At 44.4% G+C, this 16891-nt stretch carries 17 protein-coding genes; 7 read left to right on the top strand and 10 right to left on the bottom strand.

What is annotated here, in order from left to right:
* Window position 1 precedes the first annotated feature (1 nt).
* From OCV44_RS14950 to OCV44_RS14935, 4 genes are all read left to right on the top strand, one after another.
* The gene (locus tag OCV44_RS14950) at window positions 2-1090 is read left to right on the top strand and encodes a microcin C ABC transporter permease YejB (RefSeq protein WP_108092549.1); all 1089 of its coding nucleotides are present in this window, start codon (window positions 2-4) and stop codon (window positions 1088-1090) included.
* 31 nt (window positions 1091-1121) lie between these two features.
* Window positions 1122-2144 (top strand): ABC transporter permease, encoded by a 1023-nt coding sequence (locus OCV44_RS14945; protein WP_139684191.1) that lies wholly within the window; start codon window positions 1122-1124, stop codon window positions 2142-2144.
* Between the two features lie 9 nt (window positions 2145-2153).
* Window positions 2154-3806, top strand: coding sequence for a microcin C ABC transporter ATP-binding protein YejF (gene yejF / locus OCV44_RS14940; protein WP_139684192.1), 1653 nt, complete (start codon window positions 2154-2156; stop codon window positions 3804-3806).
* 116 nt (window positions 3807-3922) lie between these two features.
* Window positions 3923-4471, top strand: coding sequence for an RNA-binding S4 domain-containing protein (locus tag OCV44_RS14935; RefSeq protein ID WP_139684193.1), 549 nt, complete (start codon window positions 3923-3925; stop codon window positions 4469-4471).
* A gap of 184 nt (window positions 4472-4655) precedes the next feature.
* On the opposite strand, the gene OCV44_RS14930 is transcribed toward OCV44_RS14935, so the two are convergent.
* From OCV44_RS14930 to OCV44_RS14885, 10 genes are all read right to left on the bottom strand, one after another.
* On the bottom strand, window positions 4656-5099 hold the full coding sequence (locus OCV44_RS14930; protein WP_139684194.1) for a F0F1 ATP synthase subunit epsilon: 444 nt from the start codon (window positions 5097-5099) through the stop codon (window positions 4656-4658).
* Window positions 5100-5114: 15 nt separating this feature from the next.
* Window positions 5115-6500 carry a F0F1 ATP synthase subunit beta gene (atpD, locus tag OCV44_RS14925; protein ID WP_139684195.1) on the bottom strand — a complete coding sequence of 462 codons (1386 nt, stop codon included), beginning with the start codon at window positions 6498-6500 and terminating at the stop codon, window positions 5115-5117.
* 42 nt (window positions 6501-6542) lie between these two features.
* Window positions 6543-7412 carry a F0F1 ATP synthase subunit gamma gene (atpG, locus tag OCV44_RS14920; protein WP_139684196.1) on the bottom strand — a complete coding sequence of 290 codons (870 nt, stop codon included), beginning with the start codon at window positions 7410-7412 and terminating at the stop codon, window positions 6543-6545.
* A gap of 47 nt (window positions 7413-7459) precedes the next feature.
* The gene (gene atpA, locus OCV44_RS14915) at window positions 7460-9001 is read right to left on the bottom strand and encodes a F0F1 ATP synthase subunit alpha (RefSeq protein WP_139684197.1); all 1542 of its coding nucleotides are present in this window, start codon (window positions 8999-9001) and stop codon (window positions 7460-7462) included.
* A 9-nt stretch (window positions 9002-9010) separates the two neighbouring features.
* Entirely contained in the window at window positions 9011-9562 is a 552-nt protein-coding gene (locus OCV44_RS14910; RefSeq protein ID WP_009844933.1) for a F0F1 ATP synthase subunit delta, read from the bottom strand.
* A gap of 11 nt (window positions 9563-9573) precedes the next feature.
* Window positions 9574-10044, bottom strand: a complete 471-nt coding sequence (locus OCV44_RS14905; protein WP_004730401.1) for a F0F1 ATP synthase subunit B — start codon at window positions 10042-10044, stop codon at window positions 9574-9576.
* 54 nt (window positions 10045-10098) lie between these two features.
* Entirely contained in the window at window positions 10099-10335 is a 237-nt protein-coding gene (gene atpE / locus OCV44_RS14900) for a F0F1 ATP synthase subunit C (protein ID WP_004730405.1), read from the bottom strand.
* 45 nt (window positions 10336-10380) lie between these two features.
* On the bottom strand, window positions 10381-11151 hold the full coding sequence (gene atpB / locus OCV44_RS14895) for a F0F1 ATP synthase subunit A (protein ID WP_139684198.1): 771 nt from the start codon (window positions 11149-11151) through the stop codon (window positions 10381-10383).
* 1 nt (window position 11152) lies between these two features.
* The gene (locus OCV44_RS14890; RefSeq protein WP_139684199.1) at window positions 11153-11554 is read right to left on the bottom strand and encodes an ATP synthase subunit I; all 402 of its coding nucleotides are present in this window, start codon (window positions 11552-11554) and stop codon (window positions 11153-11155) included.
* Between the two features lie 814 nt (window positions 11555-12368).
* On the bottom strand, window positions 12369-13250 hold the full coding sequence (locus OCV44_RS14885) for a LysR family transcriptional regulator (protein WP_139684200.1): 882 nt from the start codon (window positions 13248-13250) through the stop codon (window positions 12369-12371).
* A 157-nt stretch (window positions 13251-13407) separates the two neighbouring features.
* Between OCV44_RS14885 and OCV44_RS14880 the strand changes: the two genes are divergently transcribed.
* The 3 genes from OCV44_RS14880 to OCV44_RS14870 all read left to right on the top strand — a co-directional run bounded on the left by OCV44_RS14880 (window position 13408) and on the right by OCV44_RS14870 (window position 16672).
* Complete coding sequence (locus OCV44_RS14880) at window positions 13408-13806, top strand: RidA family protein (RefSeq protein WP_004730412.1); 399 nt, start codon at window positions 13408-13410, stop codon at window positions 13804-13806.
* A 199-nt stretch (window positions 13807-14005) separates the two neighbouring features.
* Window positions 14006-15466, top strand: a complete 1461-nt coding sequence (locus OCV44_RS14875) for an aldehyde dehydrogenase family protein (RefSeq protein ID WP_004730413.1) — start codon at window positions 14006-14008, stop codon at window positions 15464-15466.
* A gap of 210 nt (window positions 15467-15676) precedes the next feature.
* The gene (locus tag OCV44_RS14870; RefSeq protein ID WP_029222845.1) at window positions 15677-16672 is read left to right on the top strand and encodes a membrane dipeptidase; all 996 of its coding nucleotides are present in this window, start codon (window positions 15677-15679) and stop codon (window positions 16670-16672) included.
* The last annotated feature ends 219 nt before the right edge of the window (window positions 16673-16891 follow it).

The following is a 16891-nucleotide window of genomic DNA, read 5'->3' as shown; positions in this document are numbered from 1 at the left end:
CATGGCCGCGTATATATTTCGGCGTTTACTGTTGGTGATCCCCACGCTGTGGGCGATCATCACCATCAACTTTTTCATTATTCAGATTGCGCCCGGAGGCCCGGTAGAGCAAGCCGTTGCCCAATTAGAAGGGCACAACTCTGGCATCATGGAGCGCTTTTCTGGTGGTGGACAAGAAGTTGATTTAAGCGAAAGTGACCAAGCATCTGCCAGTGGCTATAAAGGCTCTCGTGGGCTTGAACCTGAAGTGGTTGAAGAGATCAAAAAGCAATTTGGTTTTGATAAGCCGATTCACGTTCGCTACTTCGATATGTTGAAAAATTACGCGACCTTTAACTTTGGTGAAAGCCTTTTTAAGGGCGGTAACGTGATTGATTTAATCATCGAGCGTTTACCTGTTTCCATTTCTTTGGGGTTGTGGAGCACGTTAATCATCTATGTGATTTCGATACCCCTAGGTATCATGAAGGCGATACACCACGGTTCTCGGTTTGATATTTGGTCGAGTGCGGTGGTGATTGTCGGTTATGCCGTTCCGGGCTTCTTGTTTGCGATTATCCTGATTATTTTGTTCGCGAGTGGTAACTACTTCAGTTGGTTCCCATTGCGTGGGTTAGTGTCGAGTAACTTCGACCAGCTCAATTGGTATCAGCAAATTGGCGATTACTTCTGGCACTTAGCGTTGCCTATTTTTGCTATGGTCATCGGCGGTTTCGCCACACTCAGCATGCTGACCAAAAACTCCTTCCTTGATGAAATCAATAAGCAATATGTGGTCACGGCGCGAGCAAAAGGCTTGGACGAGAGCAGTATTCTCTACAAGCACGTTTTCCGTAATGCCATGTTGATTATTATTGCGGGTTTCCCAAGCGCATTTATTAGTATTTTCTTTACGGGATCTATGTTGATTGAAGTGATGTTTTCACTCGAAGGCATCGGCCTGCTCGGCTTTGAATCGACCATTCAACGAGATTATCCCGTGGTGTTCAGCTCTCTCTATATCATGACCTTGCTTGGCTTGGTGCTGAGCATTATCTCCGACCTGACGTATACCTGGGTTGATCCTCGAATTGATTTTGAAGCGCGTTAATGGCGAACGAATAAAAAGGTATTGATAATAAATGTTTAACAACCCTTTAGCTGAAGCTCGTTGGTTACGTTTTAAAGCAAATAAGCGTGGTTTTATCTCCCTTTGGATATTTACCATCTTGTTTGGCGTGAGCCTGTTCGCTGAGATCATTGCCAACGACAAGCCACTCTTGGTTTCTTATGATAATCAGTGGTTTGTGCCTGTTATCAATGAGTATGCTGAGACGGAGTTTGGCGGCGAGTTTGAAACCGAAGCCGACTACAAAGATCCTTATGTTATCGAACTCATTGAAGACAGCGGTTACATCGTGTGGCCAATCATTCCGTTTAGCTACGATACGATAAACTTCGATATTTCGGGCGCGGTGCCTTCGGAGCCCGACTCAGTGAATTGGCTAGGAACCGATGATAAAGGGCGAGATGTGTTAGCCCGCATCATTTATGGGTTCCGTATTTCGGTTCTGTTTGGTTTTATTCTGACGATAGTATCGAGTGTGGTCGGTGTCGTCGTTGGGGCGACCCAAGGTTACTACGGTGGTTGGGTTGATCTATTCGGACAACGTTTCATTGAAGTCTGGTCTGGCATGCCGACTCTATTCTTGCTGATTATCCTTTCCAGTTTTATCGAGCCGAACTTCTGGTGGTTGCTCGGGATTATGGTTCTGTTTAGTTGGATGAGCCTTGTTGGTATTGTGAGAGCAGAGTTCTTACGCTGTCGAAATTTTGATTATGTAAGAGCCGCGCAAGCCATGGGTGTTGATGATAAACGCATTATGCTTCGTCACATGCTACCTAACGCGATGGTCGCATCGTTAACCATGATGCCGTTTATCCTTTCAGGCTCGGTCACCACATTAACGTCGTTAGATTTCTTGGGCTTTGGTTTACCTGCGGGCTCGCCTTCATTAGGTGAGCTATTGGCGCAAGGTAAAGCTAACTTGCAAGCGCCTTGGCTTGGTATCTCTGCTTTCGTCGTACTTTCTCTGATGCTTACGTTACTCGTCTTCGTTGGTGAAGCAGTGCGTGATGCCTTCGACCCACATCAACAGAAGTAAGGATAAGTTATGACTTCAAATACAGTTCCTACTTCAGGGTTAACAGCAGAGGCTGCTAATGCATCTCCAGTTCTGACCATAGATAAATTGTCTGTCGGTTTCGGGCGAAAAGATTCGATAGAACAAGTGACGCAAGATGTCTCTTTAGAAATATACAAAGGTGAGACACTCGCGTTGGTGGGCGAGAGTGGTTCCGGTAAATCGGTTACAGCCAACTCCGTGTTGAAGTTGCTGCCTAAAGGCTCATCGCACTACTTAAACGGTAAGATTAATTTCTCTGGTACCGACATCCTGAGTTGCTCTGAAAGGCAATTACGCGGGATTCGTGGTGGCCGCATTGGTATGATCTTCCAAGAGCCGATGGTGTCACTGAATCCACTTCATCGAGTCGGTAAGCAGCTGGTTGAAACCCTCGCGATTCACCGAGGTATGCGGACTAACAAAGCGCAAGCCTTGGCGATAGAGTGGCTTTCAAAGGTGGGTATTCGTTATCCAGAGCAAAAGATTTCAGCCTATCCGCATGAGCTGTCTGGTGGAGAGCGTCAGCGTGTAATGATAGCGATGGCACTGATCAATGAGCCAGAGCTGCTTATTGCTGATGAACCCACGACAGCATTAGATGTATCGGTACAAGCGCAGATTTTGGACTTGTTGAAAGACCTGCAACAAGAGCTGGGTATGGCGATGCTTTTTATTACCCATGACTTGAGTATTGTTCGTAAAATTGCCGACAGAGTAGCGGTAATGAAAGACGGCCGCCTTGTAGAAGTTAATAACTGCAAAACACTCTTTAACGCACCATCTCATCCTTACACTCAAAAGCTCATCAATTCCGATCCAAAAGGTTTGCCTGTCCCCGTATCACCGGAAAGTGAACCTCTGCTTGATGTAAACCAACTTCGTGTTTGGTTTCCGATTACCGGCGGTTTATTCAAGCGCACCATTTCACATGTTAAAGCCGTCACCGACATGGAGTTCACCTTGAAGAAGGGGCACTCTATCGGCTTGGTAGGTGAGAGTGGTTCTGGCAAATCAACAACCGGTATGGCGATATTGAAGTTGGTGCAAAGTGAAGGCTCGATTACTTACGCAGATGAACAAATTCAAGGCTTAAATCGCCAACAGATGCTACCGTTTCGAAGTCGTATGCAAGTGGTCTTTCAAGACCCATTCTCTGCCTTGAACCCAAGAATGTCAGTGGCTCAAGTGATTGGTGAGGGTTTGTTAGTTCATCAACAATTGGACGACAGTGAACTCGACCAACGCATCTGTGACGTAATGAAAGAGGTCGACTTAGACCCAGAAACTCGTCACCGTTACCCTAATGAGTTTTCGGGAGGTCAAAGGCAGCGTATTGCAATTGCTCGAGCTTTGATTCTAAAGCCAGAGTTTATCTTGCTCGATGAACCGACATCGTCACTCGACAGAACGGTACAAGCGCAAGTCCTAGACTTACTGAAGTCATTACAAGAAAAGTATGGCCTAACTTATTTGTTTATCAGTCACGACCTCAACGTGGTGAAGTCTCTCTGTCATTACACCATAGTCATGAAAGCCGGAGAGGTGATAGAGAAGGGCGACACTGAGACTTTATTCGGCAATCCGCAGCATGAATACACCAAGCAACTTGTCAGTCTTTCCAATGTTGGTGGTGCGATGTAAAGTGGGTGCGTAACGAGAACAAACGAGTGCTCGGTGAATTCAACATGGTCATTTAGTTGTTTTAAGATTACACTGCGCCCAATATTTCAGAAGTACATATTTAGGTAGAGGTCACCATGGACCAAGAACATTACGAAGACGCTGACTACGAAGGCCAAGAGCTAGGCGAAGAAGGCGAAGAGATTGAAATTGAAGCAATTGGTATTGATGTTTCATCACAGCCAATCGAGCTCTACAAGGTGTTTAAAATTGCTAACCTAGTGAGTGGTGGCGGTGAGGCTAAACACATCATTTCTGAAGGTTATGTTGCGGTAAATGGTGAATTAGAAACTCGTAAACGTCGTAAAATGTACGATGGCGACTTCTTTGAATTCAACCAAGAGTACTATGTAGTGGTGTGTGATCAGCCAGTACAAGAAGAATCAGACAAGCCGAAAAAGAAAGAAGCGCCTAAAAAAGATAACAAGGCGAAGAAAGGTCAGTCTAAAAAGGATTCTAAGAAGAAAGAACCTAAGAAAAGCAAAGCAGAAATGCTAAGCGCAACGGCTGAACCGAAGAAAGAGAAAAAAGAGAAGAAGAAAGAAAACAAACCGAAAAAGAAAGCGGATACGCCTAAGCCACAACGTGACGACAAAAGCGGCCGTAACTCGATTGAATTCTTTTAAACTACAGTTCTAAACGACTGCTCTAAACTGCTTTTCTAAAACGAATCTTTTAAAACTATTCGTTTGAACATCAAGCAACGTTAGACCTCGGTTTTACGTTACGCAGATATCAAAAGGCTCACTAGTTAGTGAGCCTTTTTTGTATTTGTTTGCTAGCACTGCTAACGGCCAATAACGCTTATTCTCAGTGTCGAGTGCGAGAAGACGTCAGTTCTGATGCGCGAAGCTGAGCAACGGCTTTTGCTAGTTCAAGCTGAGCTTGTGCAAAGTTGATGTCTATGTTGCCCTTGTTGATGTTCTCTAGAGCGGCATATTTCGCTTCTTCTGCGCGAGCGCGGTCAATGTCTTTGCCGTGCAATGCGGTATCGGCTAACACTGTGACCACATCCGGCTGAACTTCAAGCATCCCGCCAGAGATATACAGCACTTGTCCCTCTGATTTAGGGGCTGTGACAAATACTGTCACGCCTGGCTTTATTTTGCTTAGCAGCGGGGAGTGACCGGGGCGGATCCCCAGCTCACCGTCAGCGCCAGAAACGGCTAGGGCATAGGCTGGCCCTGAAAACAGCGTACCTTCCGCACTTACGATATTAAGTTGAAATGTATTGTCTGTAACTCCGATAGCCATGATGCACCTACCTTTTTAGAGTGATTTTGCTTTGTTAAGCACTTCGTCGATAGAGCCACAGTACAAGAATGCCTGTTCTGGAATATCGTCGTATTCGCCGCCTAGAAGGCCTTTAAAGCCTCTCAGTGTTTCACTTAGCGGTACAAATACACCTTTCTGACCAGTAAACACTTCGGCTACGTGATAAGGCTGAGTTAAGAAACGTTCAATCTTACGAGCGCGAGATACCGTCTGTTTATCTTCAGTCGATAGCTCGTCCATACCAAGAATCGCGATGATATCTTTTAGCTCTTTGTAGCGTTGCAGCGTTGTTTGTACTTTTTGTGCAATGTCGTAGTGCTCTTGGCCAACCACAAGAGGATCCAATTGGCGAGATGTTGAATCTAATGGGTCGATTGCAGGGTAGAGGCCTAATGCAGCGATGTTACGAGACAGTACAACGGTTGCATCTAAGTGAGCAAAGGTTGTTGCTGGCGATGGATCGGTCAAGTCATCCGCAGGTACGTATACCGCTTGAATAGACGTGATAGAGCCTTGTCTAGTCGAAGTGATACGTTCTTGAAGTACACCCATCTCTTCAGCCAATGTTGGCTGATAACCTACCGCTGAAGGCATACGACCTAGTAATGCCGACACTTCTGTTCCCGCAAGTGTGTAACGGTAGATGTTATCAATGAACAACAGTACGTCACGACCTTCATCACGGAAGCGTTCCGCCATAGTCAGGCCTGTAAGTGCAACACGTAGACGGTTTCCTGGTGGCTCGTTCATTTGACCGTAAACCATGGCAACTTTGTCTAGTACGCCAGCTTCTTTCATCTCGTAGTAGAAGTCATTACCTTCACGAGTACGTTCACCAACACCGGTAAATACAGAGAGACCTGAGTGAGCTTTTGCGATGTTGTTGATAAGCTCCATCATGTTGACGGTTTTACCTACGCCAGCACCACCGAACAGACCGATTTTACCACCTTTCGCGAACGGACAGATAAGGTCGATAACCTTAACGCCTGTTTCTAGAAGCTCAGTGCTGTTGGCTTGCTCTTCATAAGAGGGCGCTTCACGGTGAATTTCGTAGCTTTCTTTCTGGCCGATTTCACCACATTCATCAATAGGCTGACCAAGCACGTTCATGATACGGCCTAAGGTTTCTTCGCCCACAGGGACCGTGATTGGAGAACCGGTGTTTTCAACAGTGAGGCCGCGGCGCAAGCCATCTGACGTACCCATTGCAATACAACGAACGATACTGCCACCCAGCTGTTGTTGAACTTCCAATACGAGCGACTTTGCTTCTTCGCTCGTCACTTTCAATGCATCATAAACGCGTGGGCTGTTGCCACCGCTGAACTCGACGTCTACCACCGCGCCGATAACTTTAACTATTTTTCCAACACTCATCTCTAAATCCTCAAATTCTATTCTGACCCACTCTTTCTGCCCTTAGACAGCTTGAGCACCTGAGACTATTTCACTCAGTTCTTGGGTAATGGCAGCCTGTCGCGCTTTGTTGTAAACCAACTGCAAATCATCGATGAGTTGGCCTGCGTTATCGGTCGCCGCTTTCATGGCTACCATTCGGGCTGCTTGTTCACAGGCAATGCTCTCTACGATGCCTTGATAAACTTGCGATTCAATGTATCGATGCAACAGCTCGGAGAGGATGTCTCTTGGTGCTTGCTCATAGATATAATCCCAACGACGCGCTTTTTTCGTACCGCCATCGGCCTCTGAATCTGAAGGGTGGGGCAGCAACTGCAAGGTCGTTGGTTCTTGAACCATGGTGTTGATGAACTGGTTATAAACGAGATACAAGCTGTCGATTTTTTCGTCGTCGTAATGCCCTAGCATCGCGTTAACCGTACCTAAAATGTCTTCTAATTTAGGCGCGTCACCAAGGCCTGACGTTTGCGCGATAACATTGCCGCTGCGTTGGAAGAACGAGATAGCCTTAGATCCCACTAAGGTTGTTTCTACCTCGACTCCCTTGGTGCGCCATTGCTCCATTTCTTCTAACACTTTCTTGAACAAGTTCGAGTTCAAGCCACCACATAAGCCCCGATCGGACGAAATAATGATGTAAGCAACACGTTTTGGTTCACGCTGTTGAAGATAGGGGTGCTGGTATTCCAGCGACCCTGATGCGACATGAGAGATAACTTTACGCATGTTCTCGGCATATGGACGTGTTAGCGTCATATTGTCTTGAACTTTACGCATCTTACTTGCCGCAACCATCTCCATTGCACTGGTGATTTTCTGAGTGTTACTAACACTGCCTATCTTGGTGCGAATTTCTTTAGTATTTGCCATTATCTGCTCCTAATTTGTTTTGATTTCCAGCCAACAAACCGGAGCGTTTACCAAGCTTTCAACGCTACAAAGTCACCGAGAAGCTTTGCAAGTGCACTGTCGATCTCGTCGTTGTAGTCACCATTCTCGTTGATGGTGTCGAACAATTCCGGGTTTTGACCTTTTGCGTAAGCAATTAACTCTTCTTCAAAACGTGCAACTTTGTGCAACTCTACGTCAGCCAAATAGCCTTTTTCTGCTGCGTAGATAACCGTTGCTTGCTCAGCGACAGACATTGGAGAGTATTGTTTTTGCTTCATCAGTTCGGTTACACGCTCACCATGGTCAAGCTGCTTACGCGTCATGTCATCTAGGTCAGAAGAGAACTGAGCAAATGCGGCTAACTCACGGTATTGAGCTAACGATGTACGAATACCACCAGACAGTTTCTTGATGATCTTGCACTGAGCTGCACCACCCACACGAGATACCGAGATACCTGGGTCAACAGCAGGACGTAGACCTGAGTTGAATAGTTGGGTTTGTAGGAAAACCTGACCATCAGTAATTGAGATTACGTTGGTTGGTACAAACGCCGATACGTCACCCGCTTGAGTTTCAATGATCGGAAGCGCGGTTAATGAACCTGTTTGGCCTTTTACTTCACCGTTTGTGAACTTCTCTACATATTCCGCATTCACTCGTGCTGCACGTTCTAGTAGGCGTGAGTGGAGGTAGAATACGTCGCCAGGGAAGGCTTCACGACCCGGTGGGCGTTTCAATAGCAATGAGATTTGACGGTAAGCGACGGCTTGTTTTGATAGGTCATCATAGATGATCAGTGCATCTTCACCGCGGTCACGGAAGTATTCGCCCATGGTACAACCCGCATAAGGTGCTAGGTATTGAAGCGCGGCTGATTCTGATGCTGATGCTACAACTACGATGGTGTTTTTAAGCGCATCGTGGTCTTCGAGTTTACGAACAACGTTTGCGATAGTCGATGCTTTCTGGCCAATAGCCACGTACACACATTTGATGCCAGAATCTTTCTGATTGATGATCGCATCGATAGCTAGCGCTGTTTTACCGGTCTGACGGTCACCGATGATAAGTTCACGTTGACCACGACCTATAGGCACCATGGTATCAACGGCTTTATAACCGGTTTGAATTGGCTGATCGACGGACTTACGCTCGATTACGCCGGGTGCAATTACTTCTACAGGGTCGAGTCGGTCACAACTCACTGGGCCTTTGCCATCGATTGGCTCACCTAGTGTGTTCACTACACGGCCAAGAAGTCCATTACCGACTGGTACTTCCAAGATACGACCTGTCCCTTTCACTTTCATACCTTCAGAGAGGTCAGTGTAGGGACCCATAACCACGGCACCGACTGAGTGCGTGTCAAGGTTAAGAGCAAGAGCGTATTTGCCACCTGGAAGTTCGATCATCTCGCCCTGCATGACATCCGCAAGGCCGTTAATGGTAATGATGCCGTCACGAACCGAGACTATGGTGCCTTCGTTGCGAGCTTCGGTGCTCACATTAAATTTCGAGATGCGATCTTTAATCAGGTCGCTGATTTCATTTGAATTTAATTGCATAATTGTTACCTATCTCGCGTGAAGTTGATGAGCTAATCGGTTAATTGATGTGTTCAAAGAACCATCGATGACGGTTTCACCCGCCTTGATTACGATCCCGCCAACCAGCGAGTCATCAATAACCTGTTCCATTTCAACCTGACGCTCTAATTTCTTCTCAAGTGCAGCAGTGAGTGATGTAACTTGATCTTGTGTAAGCAATTCTGAACTGGTGACAGTGACAGGGATTACACGTTCATGTTCGTCCTTTAGGTCGCTGAACAAGTTAAACAAGTCTCTGATCACGGCAAGACGGCCATTCTCAGCCAAGACTTTAATGAGATTAATGACGTGGTCATCAACGAGTCCTTGGCATACGTGAATGATGAGATTGACCAGTTCTTCAGATTGCTGTGTGTGAACACCTTCTGCTGATGAAATCTGCTTAGCGATCGTTTCTTCTTCCGCTACCGTCACAAGAATGGACAGCATTGAGTGCCACTCTTGTAACTTGTTTTCACCTAAAGCAAAGTCGAACGATGCTTTAGCGTAGGGATGAGCAATATTGGTGTAATCTGACATATTGCCTCCGTTTAGAGTTCGCTTATCATTTGATCAACTAACGCTCGGTTCGTTTCAGAATCTAGGTTTTTGCTGATCAATTTCTGTGCACTTTGAATAACAGCGTCTGCCATATCCGCCTGAAGTTCACGGCGTAACTTTTGACGTTCGCCTTCTAGCTCAGCTCTACCTTGCTCTAAGATGCGCGCTTTTTCTTGCTCACCTTCTTGGTGAGCTAAGGTGATGATTTCGTTGCGGCGTTTTTTGCCTTGCTCAATCAGTTCGGTCACATTTTTTTTCGCATCTGCGACGAGTTGTGCGCCATTTGATTTTGCTAGTTCTAGCTCTTTCGCTGCATTCTCTGAGTGGCGTAAGCCATCAGCGATTTCTTTTTGGCGCTCGTCTAACATCGCGGTGAGAGGGGGCCATACATATTTCATGCATAGCCAAACAAAAATCACGAATGAGATTGCTTGACCAAACATGCTGGCATTTAAATTCATACCTTCCTCACTAAATCTTGATTATTTACAAATCGATCTTTTCAAAGCTTTTAATTAAGCAACGGCAAAGATGATGTATAGACCGATACCAACACCGATCATCGGTACAGCATCCACAAGGCCCATCATGATGAAGAATTGAGTACGAAGCATTGGAGTAAGGTCTGGTTGACGAGCAACACCTTCAAGGTATTTACCTGCTAAGTTACCAATACCAGATGCTGCACCCGCTGCACCTAAACCGATCAGTAATGCACCTGCTACATATAAAACTGCGCTTACGATATCCATTTGTATCTCCGATAAATAATTTGTTAGTTAATTTTTAGTTATTAATTAATGGTGTTCTTCTGTTGCCATTGCTAAATAAACAACGGTCAGTACCATAAATATAAATGCTTGTAAGAATACGATTAATATGTGGAATAAAGTCCATGGAACACTGAGTGCCCATTGCATCCACCATGGCATTAATGCAATAAGGATGAATATCATCTCACCTGCATACATGTTTCCGAATAATCGTAAGCCTAGTGATATTGGCTTTGAAATTAATGTTATTAATTCAAGAACTAAGTTAACAGGATATAAAAGAGGGTTATCAAATGGCTGAGTAGTAAGCTCTTTGATAAAGCCTTTCAAACCTTTATTCTTAAACGTATACGTTAACAGTAGAATAAAAACACCGAGTGCCATCGACATTGGGATATTTACATCCGCTGTCGGTAGGTCTCTAAAGTGTTCTAAACCTATTACACGAGTTAACCCTGGTATTAAATCAATTGGTAATAGGTCGACTGCATTCATTAACAACACCCAAACAAAAGTGGTCAATGCCAGTGGCCCTATTAATTTATCCTCCGCTTGAAAAATCTCTTTGACTAGGTTGTTAACGAAATCAAAGATAAGCTCGATAAAACATTGAAAACGACCTGGAACACCGCTAGTGCCCTTGGTCACGACATATCGAAAAGCTCCAATAAACAATAAACCCGTAATCCAAGATACCAACATTGAGTCAATGTTGAACGCCCAGAAATCATCACCTGTAGTTAAGAAGGTTAAGTGATGCTCTATGTATTCGTGAGCGGTAGTGACTTGATCCATACTACACGTACTCCGATCTTGTAGAGGCAGTAATAAATGGTGTTAAGAAGTACCCAATCATTGTGAAAATGTACGCGTATAATATTACTGGGTTATCCAATTTAAAAAACTGGAATGCCAAGATAAACATTAAGAACGTATAGGTTATTTTCACGACACGACTCATTTGCATTAAGTCACGTAAACTATAATTAGGATTCTTGTGCACCTTTAGGCTTGCATATATAAAACCAAACAGCGGTGGTAACATCGCGATTACGACACCCAAAGCTGAAGACTCCATATCTACTTTATTACCAAAAAACACTTCATATAAAACTACACCGATGGCTAATACTATTTGGCAGAGAACAACTCTTTTAGCAGCAACAAGGATGTCGCTACTTATCTCATTAAGCCTCATAATAAAACCTTATATTTAATTAACAGTGTAAGTTAATATAAAACACAGTTTGAATATGTTTTGTTACTAGCACTTACTTGTTAATAGCAATTTGACTTGTTAATAAACCTTTACTTGTTAACAAAGAAATAATCTTGCTGGCTTTATATCTCCTGACGAAATTAAACGATAAAAATAATTCGCTATCGTTTCGACAAAATATAAACTACGCCTAAAATTATGTTCTCAAAACGACAAAAAGCGACATCAATAATTCCATTTTTGAAATGAATGTCTTTCATTTATGAAAGTAATAGTTGAATAACTTTATTCATGAAAATTTTAAATGCTTTATTTTTAGCTAAAAGTGGCGTTGTTGTGCAAAAGTTTTAGATACCAATTGAGCAAGTTACGATCTTATCAATTACGTATATTCAAACACTTAGCGTCATTTATAAGTTGATTGTTGAGTGTGATTCTACAAGTGGATAAAGCAAGTTTAGTTAGCGATGAAAGCCTTCGTGCATTGAGTCATTTATTTGTACGGCGTTCTCTATATGGAAGTGGTTATTTTTCAAAATAGTTTGTCGTGACTTCATTCTTAACGCCTTTCAGGCGATCCGAAACGGATAAGTCGGCGTTTAAGATGAATATGATGGAAGAAATTCAGCTCCTCACATGGATGTAAGGAGCTGAAGATAGGGCAAAAATCTGAAGGTTAGGGCACTAAGCTCAAGATAGAAAGGTCAAAAGTCTGGATATTAGAGCTGGAATTTCTTGATGTGTTGCTCTATCAACCGCTTTTTAAGAAAACAAACTCAATTATGTCCCTCTATTAGTCTTCATAACTTAGGTACTGAATACACAAATCGTGAAAGGCTTGTGCTTGTGGCGATATCGTCCGATCAGACAATCTGAAAATACCGATTTGACGCTGTAAAGGCGGGTCAATCAACGGAATCCACACCAGCCGGGTTTCATTGGTTGGGAAAGCCAGTTTAGGCAGCGTGGTCACGCCTATCCCAAGCTCTAACACCGAAAACAACGAAGTAATGTTCTCTACTGAATACAAAGCTTGTTCACTGAGCATTCTTGCTGGTGTTGGGTCAAGTAGGGTACAAGTCCCGTTGCGAATGAAGGGTTGTTTTAACAAAGTTTGCCATTCGATTCCTTCTTGCTGAGAGGCGATAGGGTTGTCTTTTAGGCACACCACACCGATCGGATCAGAAAGCAAAGGCGTGAAGTCGATGTTCTCTTCTTCTAAATGGGAACTATTTCCGAGGGCAACATCTACCTCTCCAGAGAGTAATCTTGCTTCTACACCCGCCGCGTTATCATCAATCAAGCTTACCTCAACATTCGGGTACTGCTCACAAAAAGCCCCTAAAACACTAGGGATTAATTTTGCAGCTACTGATGGCACGCTTGCTATTCTAACTCTTCCTTGTTGTCCTGCTGCGGCTGCGCGTAGGTCATTGTCTAATGCTTTGTAAACATTCAGGAATTGAATGATTTTTGGCAGGCATATTTCTCCGAAAGGTGTCAGGGTTGATTTGTTGCCTGTTTCAAACAGTGGCTGACCAAGTATTTTTTCTAGCTCTTTTATCGACGTAGAAAGTGCCGCTTGTGAGCGATTTGCTCGGTGAGATGCCGCTCGAAATCCGCCTTCTTCGACCACTAAAACAAAATGTTTTAACTGTTGTAGCTTAATACTCATGGCACTGATCCTTCTCTAGCCCTTGCTATGCCTTACTTTTAGTAAGGTGATAGGTTTTATTTATCAAATGCACAAAATTTACCGTTAGATTTATCAGTCGTCAAGGTGCAGTATTTAACCATCTTGAAACATAGTTGTTACAAAGTTGGATGGAATCGTGAACGCACAAACTAAAAAACACCCAGTAAAAACCGAGCTTTTCGCTTCAAAAGCACCACTAGAGTGGGCAATCGTTAATAACGGCACTCTATACACAGCGCAGATTCCAATTGATGAAACTGGCGCAGTAGTAGAGGGCGGTATCGAAGCGCAAACGCGTCAGACTTTTAACAACCTTGTTCATACATTGGAGTGTGCAGGCGAATCTATGGATTCAGTGCTGCAAGTTCTGATTTACGTGACAGACCGTGAATATCTAAAAACGGTAAACAGCGTATACGGAGAATACTTCAATGCACCTTATCCAAACCGTGCTGCCGTCGTCGTTGCAGGGTTAGCAAGAGAAGAGATGCTGGTCGAGTTCGTGGTTTATGCATCGGCGTCTCAACCTGAATAATTCGACTGTGAACTAAAGCTCTTTGCGGATCAAAACTCTTTTAAATTGAAGTGGTTTATTGATACAAGCGACTTGGTTTACTTTAGAAACAAAATATACATCTTATTTTAGCAATTAATTACCTGAATATTAACAGTTTATTAATTAACCAGATGGTTGCCAGACTCAACCGCAACCTAACCGTTACAAGGACAGAATGATGACTCAATTACAGAATGTTCAAGCAGAAAACGCACTTTACATTGGCGGCGAATGGCAAGCGGGTGTAAGCACCGTTGCGAACATTAACCCATCAGATATTTCTGAAAACATCGGTAACTTCGCACAAGCAAGTGCTGACCAAGTTCAACAAGCGATTTCAGCGGCAAAGCACGCTCAACCAGAGTGGGAAAAAACGCCGATTGAACGTAAGCAAGCAGTACTTCAAGCAATCGGTGATGAGCTGATTGCACGTTGTGATGAGCTAGGTACGTTGCTTTCTCGTGAAGAAGGTAAGCCTTTTGCTGAAGGTCGTGGCGAAATTTACCGTGCAGGTCAGTTCTTCCAATACTTCGCAGCAGAAGTACTTCGTCAAATTGGTGACAACGCAGAATCAGTACGCCCAGGCGTTTCTGTTGAAGTGACTCGTGAAGCGGTGGGTGTTATCGGCATCATCTCTCCTTGGAACTTCCCAACAGCAACAGCAGCTTGGAAAATCGCTCCAGCATTGGCTTTCGGTAACAGCGTTATCTGGAAACCAGCAAACCTAACACCAGCAAGTGCAGTTGCGCTAACTGAGATTATCCACCGTCAAGGCATGCCAGCAGGCACGTTCAACCTTGTTCTAGGTAGCGGTTCGAAAGTAGGTGATGCACTGATCAACTCTAAAGAAGTGAACGGTGTGAGCTTTACTGGTTCTGTTGATACAGGTCGTAAGGTTGCAGCTGCTACAGCGCCAAACTTCGTTCGTTGCCAACTAGAAATGGGCAGTAAGAACGCACTTGTGGTTGCTGATGATGCTGATATCCAAACAGCTGTTGATGCGACTATCGCAGGTTCGTTCTCTGGCGCGGGTCAAAAATGTACAGCATCTTCTCGTCTAGTGGTTATGGATGGCATTCACGACCAATACGTTGAAGCACTGATCAAGCGTATGAGCGAGCTTAAAGTGGGTCATGCACTAGAAGACGGCGTATTCATGGGCCCTGTTGTCGATGGTAACCAACTTGAAGCAAACCTAGGTTGGGTTGAGAAAGCACGTCAAAGTGGCGGTGAGCTAGCATTTGGTGGCGAACGCCTAAGCATGAAACATGAAGGTTTCTACATGTCTCCAACGCTGTTCTTGAATACTAAGAACGATTGGGAAGTGAACCAAGAAGAAGTGTTTGCACCAATGGCAAGCGTGATTCGTGTAGCTGACTTAGAAGAAGCTATCGCGACAACAAACGATACTCGCTTTGGTCTAACGGGCGGCATCATTACTCAAAGCCTACGCACTAGCGCAATGTTCAAGCAACAAGCGCAAACAGGTTGTGTGATGGTGAACCTACCAACAGCGGGCACTGATTATCACGTACCGTTTGGTGGTCGTAAAGAGTCTAGCTTCGGTCCTCGTGAGCAAGGTCAGTACGCGAAAGAGTTCTACACAGTAGTGAAGACAGCTTACCAGCGTCCTTACTAAGCAACTTTCTATATAAGAATTGGATAGCTGAGGATATTAAGTCCCAAGCTATCCAGCTATCGAATTGGCTTGATTCACAGAGTCAGGCCAACATCCCAACCAAAGCAGCAAACGAAATTAGACAAGTGATTTAACCCATTTTTGAAAACATGTTATTTGAGCGTGTTTTCAAAACCGAGCTAGAACACTGAGCTTTCAATAGGAGTGGTTATGTACCAGCAACGGATTGTTATAGATGGATTGCAATACTGCAATTGGAACAGAGAATATTTCCAAACACTAAAGGCGAGCGGCATTACAGCAGTTCACGCTACCGCGGTTTACCACGAGACAGCTCGTGAAACCTTATCTCGCTTTGCAGAATGGAACTTAAGATTCGAGCAGAATGCAGACATTATCATGCCGATTCATTCAATGGCTGATGTTGAAACTGCAAAAGCGACAGGCAAAGTCGGCATTTTTCTAGGTGCTCAAAACTGTTCTCCAATCGATGATGAGATTGGTCTTATCGAAGTAATGCGTCAGCAAGGTCTTTTGATCATGCAATTGACGTACAACAACCAGAGCTTATTGGCGACGGGTTGCTACGAGAAGAACGACACAGGCATCACACGCTTTGGTAAGCAAGCGATTGAAGAGATGAACCGAGTGGGCATGATCATCGATATGTCTCACAGTGCCGAGCGTTCAACGCTTGAGGCGATTGACCTGTCTTCTCGTCCTATTTGTATTAGCCATGCGAACCCAACGTTTGCTCATGATGCACTACGAAACAAATCAAATGATGTGATTAAAGCCCTAACCGCACGCGGTGGCCTAATCGGATTCAGCTTGTACCCATTCCACCTACCAAATGGCAGCCAATGTACGTTGGAAGATTTCTGCCAAATGGTTGCGACTACCGCTGACATGGTTGGCGTAGAACACCTAGGTATTGGTAGTGACCTATGCTTAAATCAACCTCAAGCCGTTCTTGAGTGGATGAGAAATGGTCGTTGGTCTAAAGCAATGGACTACGGTGAAGGCTCTGCAAACAACTCAGGTTGGCCAGATGCGTTGCCTTGGTTCTGTGGTAGTGCGGGTATGGAAAATATTTATAACGGATTGATGCGCCATGGTTTCAGCGAGTCTGAAGCTGGGCAAGTCTTGGGAGAAAACTGGTTTAACTTCTTGAAAGATGGCCTAGAGCCTCAAAGCAAGGGTTAAGTGTTTTTTCACTAGCAATCATCAAATTAGCAGCCTTCTAATAAACGTTCATTTAGACGTGCTGTTGTAACCAATTTCACTATTTAAAAGGAACAACGGTCTATTTCGCAACGCGGTAACCCAAACATGGATTAGCCTGCCCAACACAAAAAACAATAGGGCAGGTGTTAAATACACCTCTTGTAGTCGTCATTAAAATGACAGCTGCAAAGAAACCTC

Source organism: Vibrio tasmaniensis, from assembly GCF_024347635.1.
GTDB lineage: Bacteria > Pseudomonadota > Gammaproteobacteria > Enterobacterales > Vibrionaceae > Vibrio > Vibrio tasmaniensis.
This window is presented reverse-complemented; position numbering and strand designations above follow the sequence as displayed.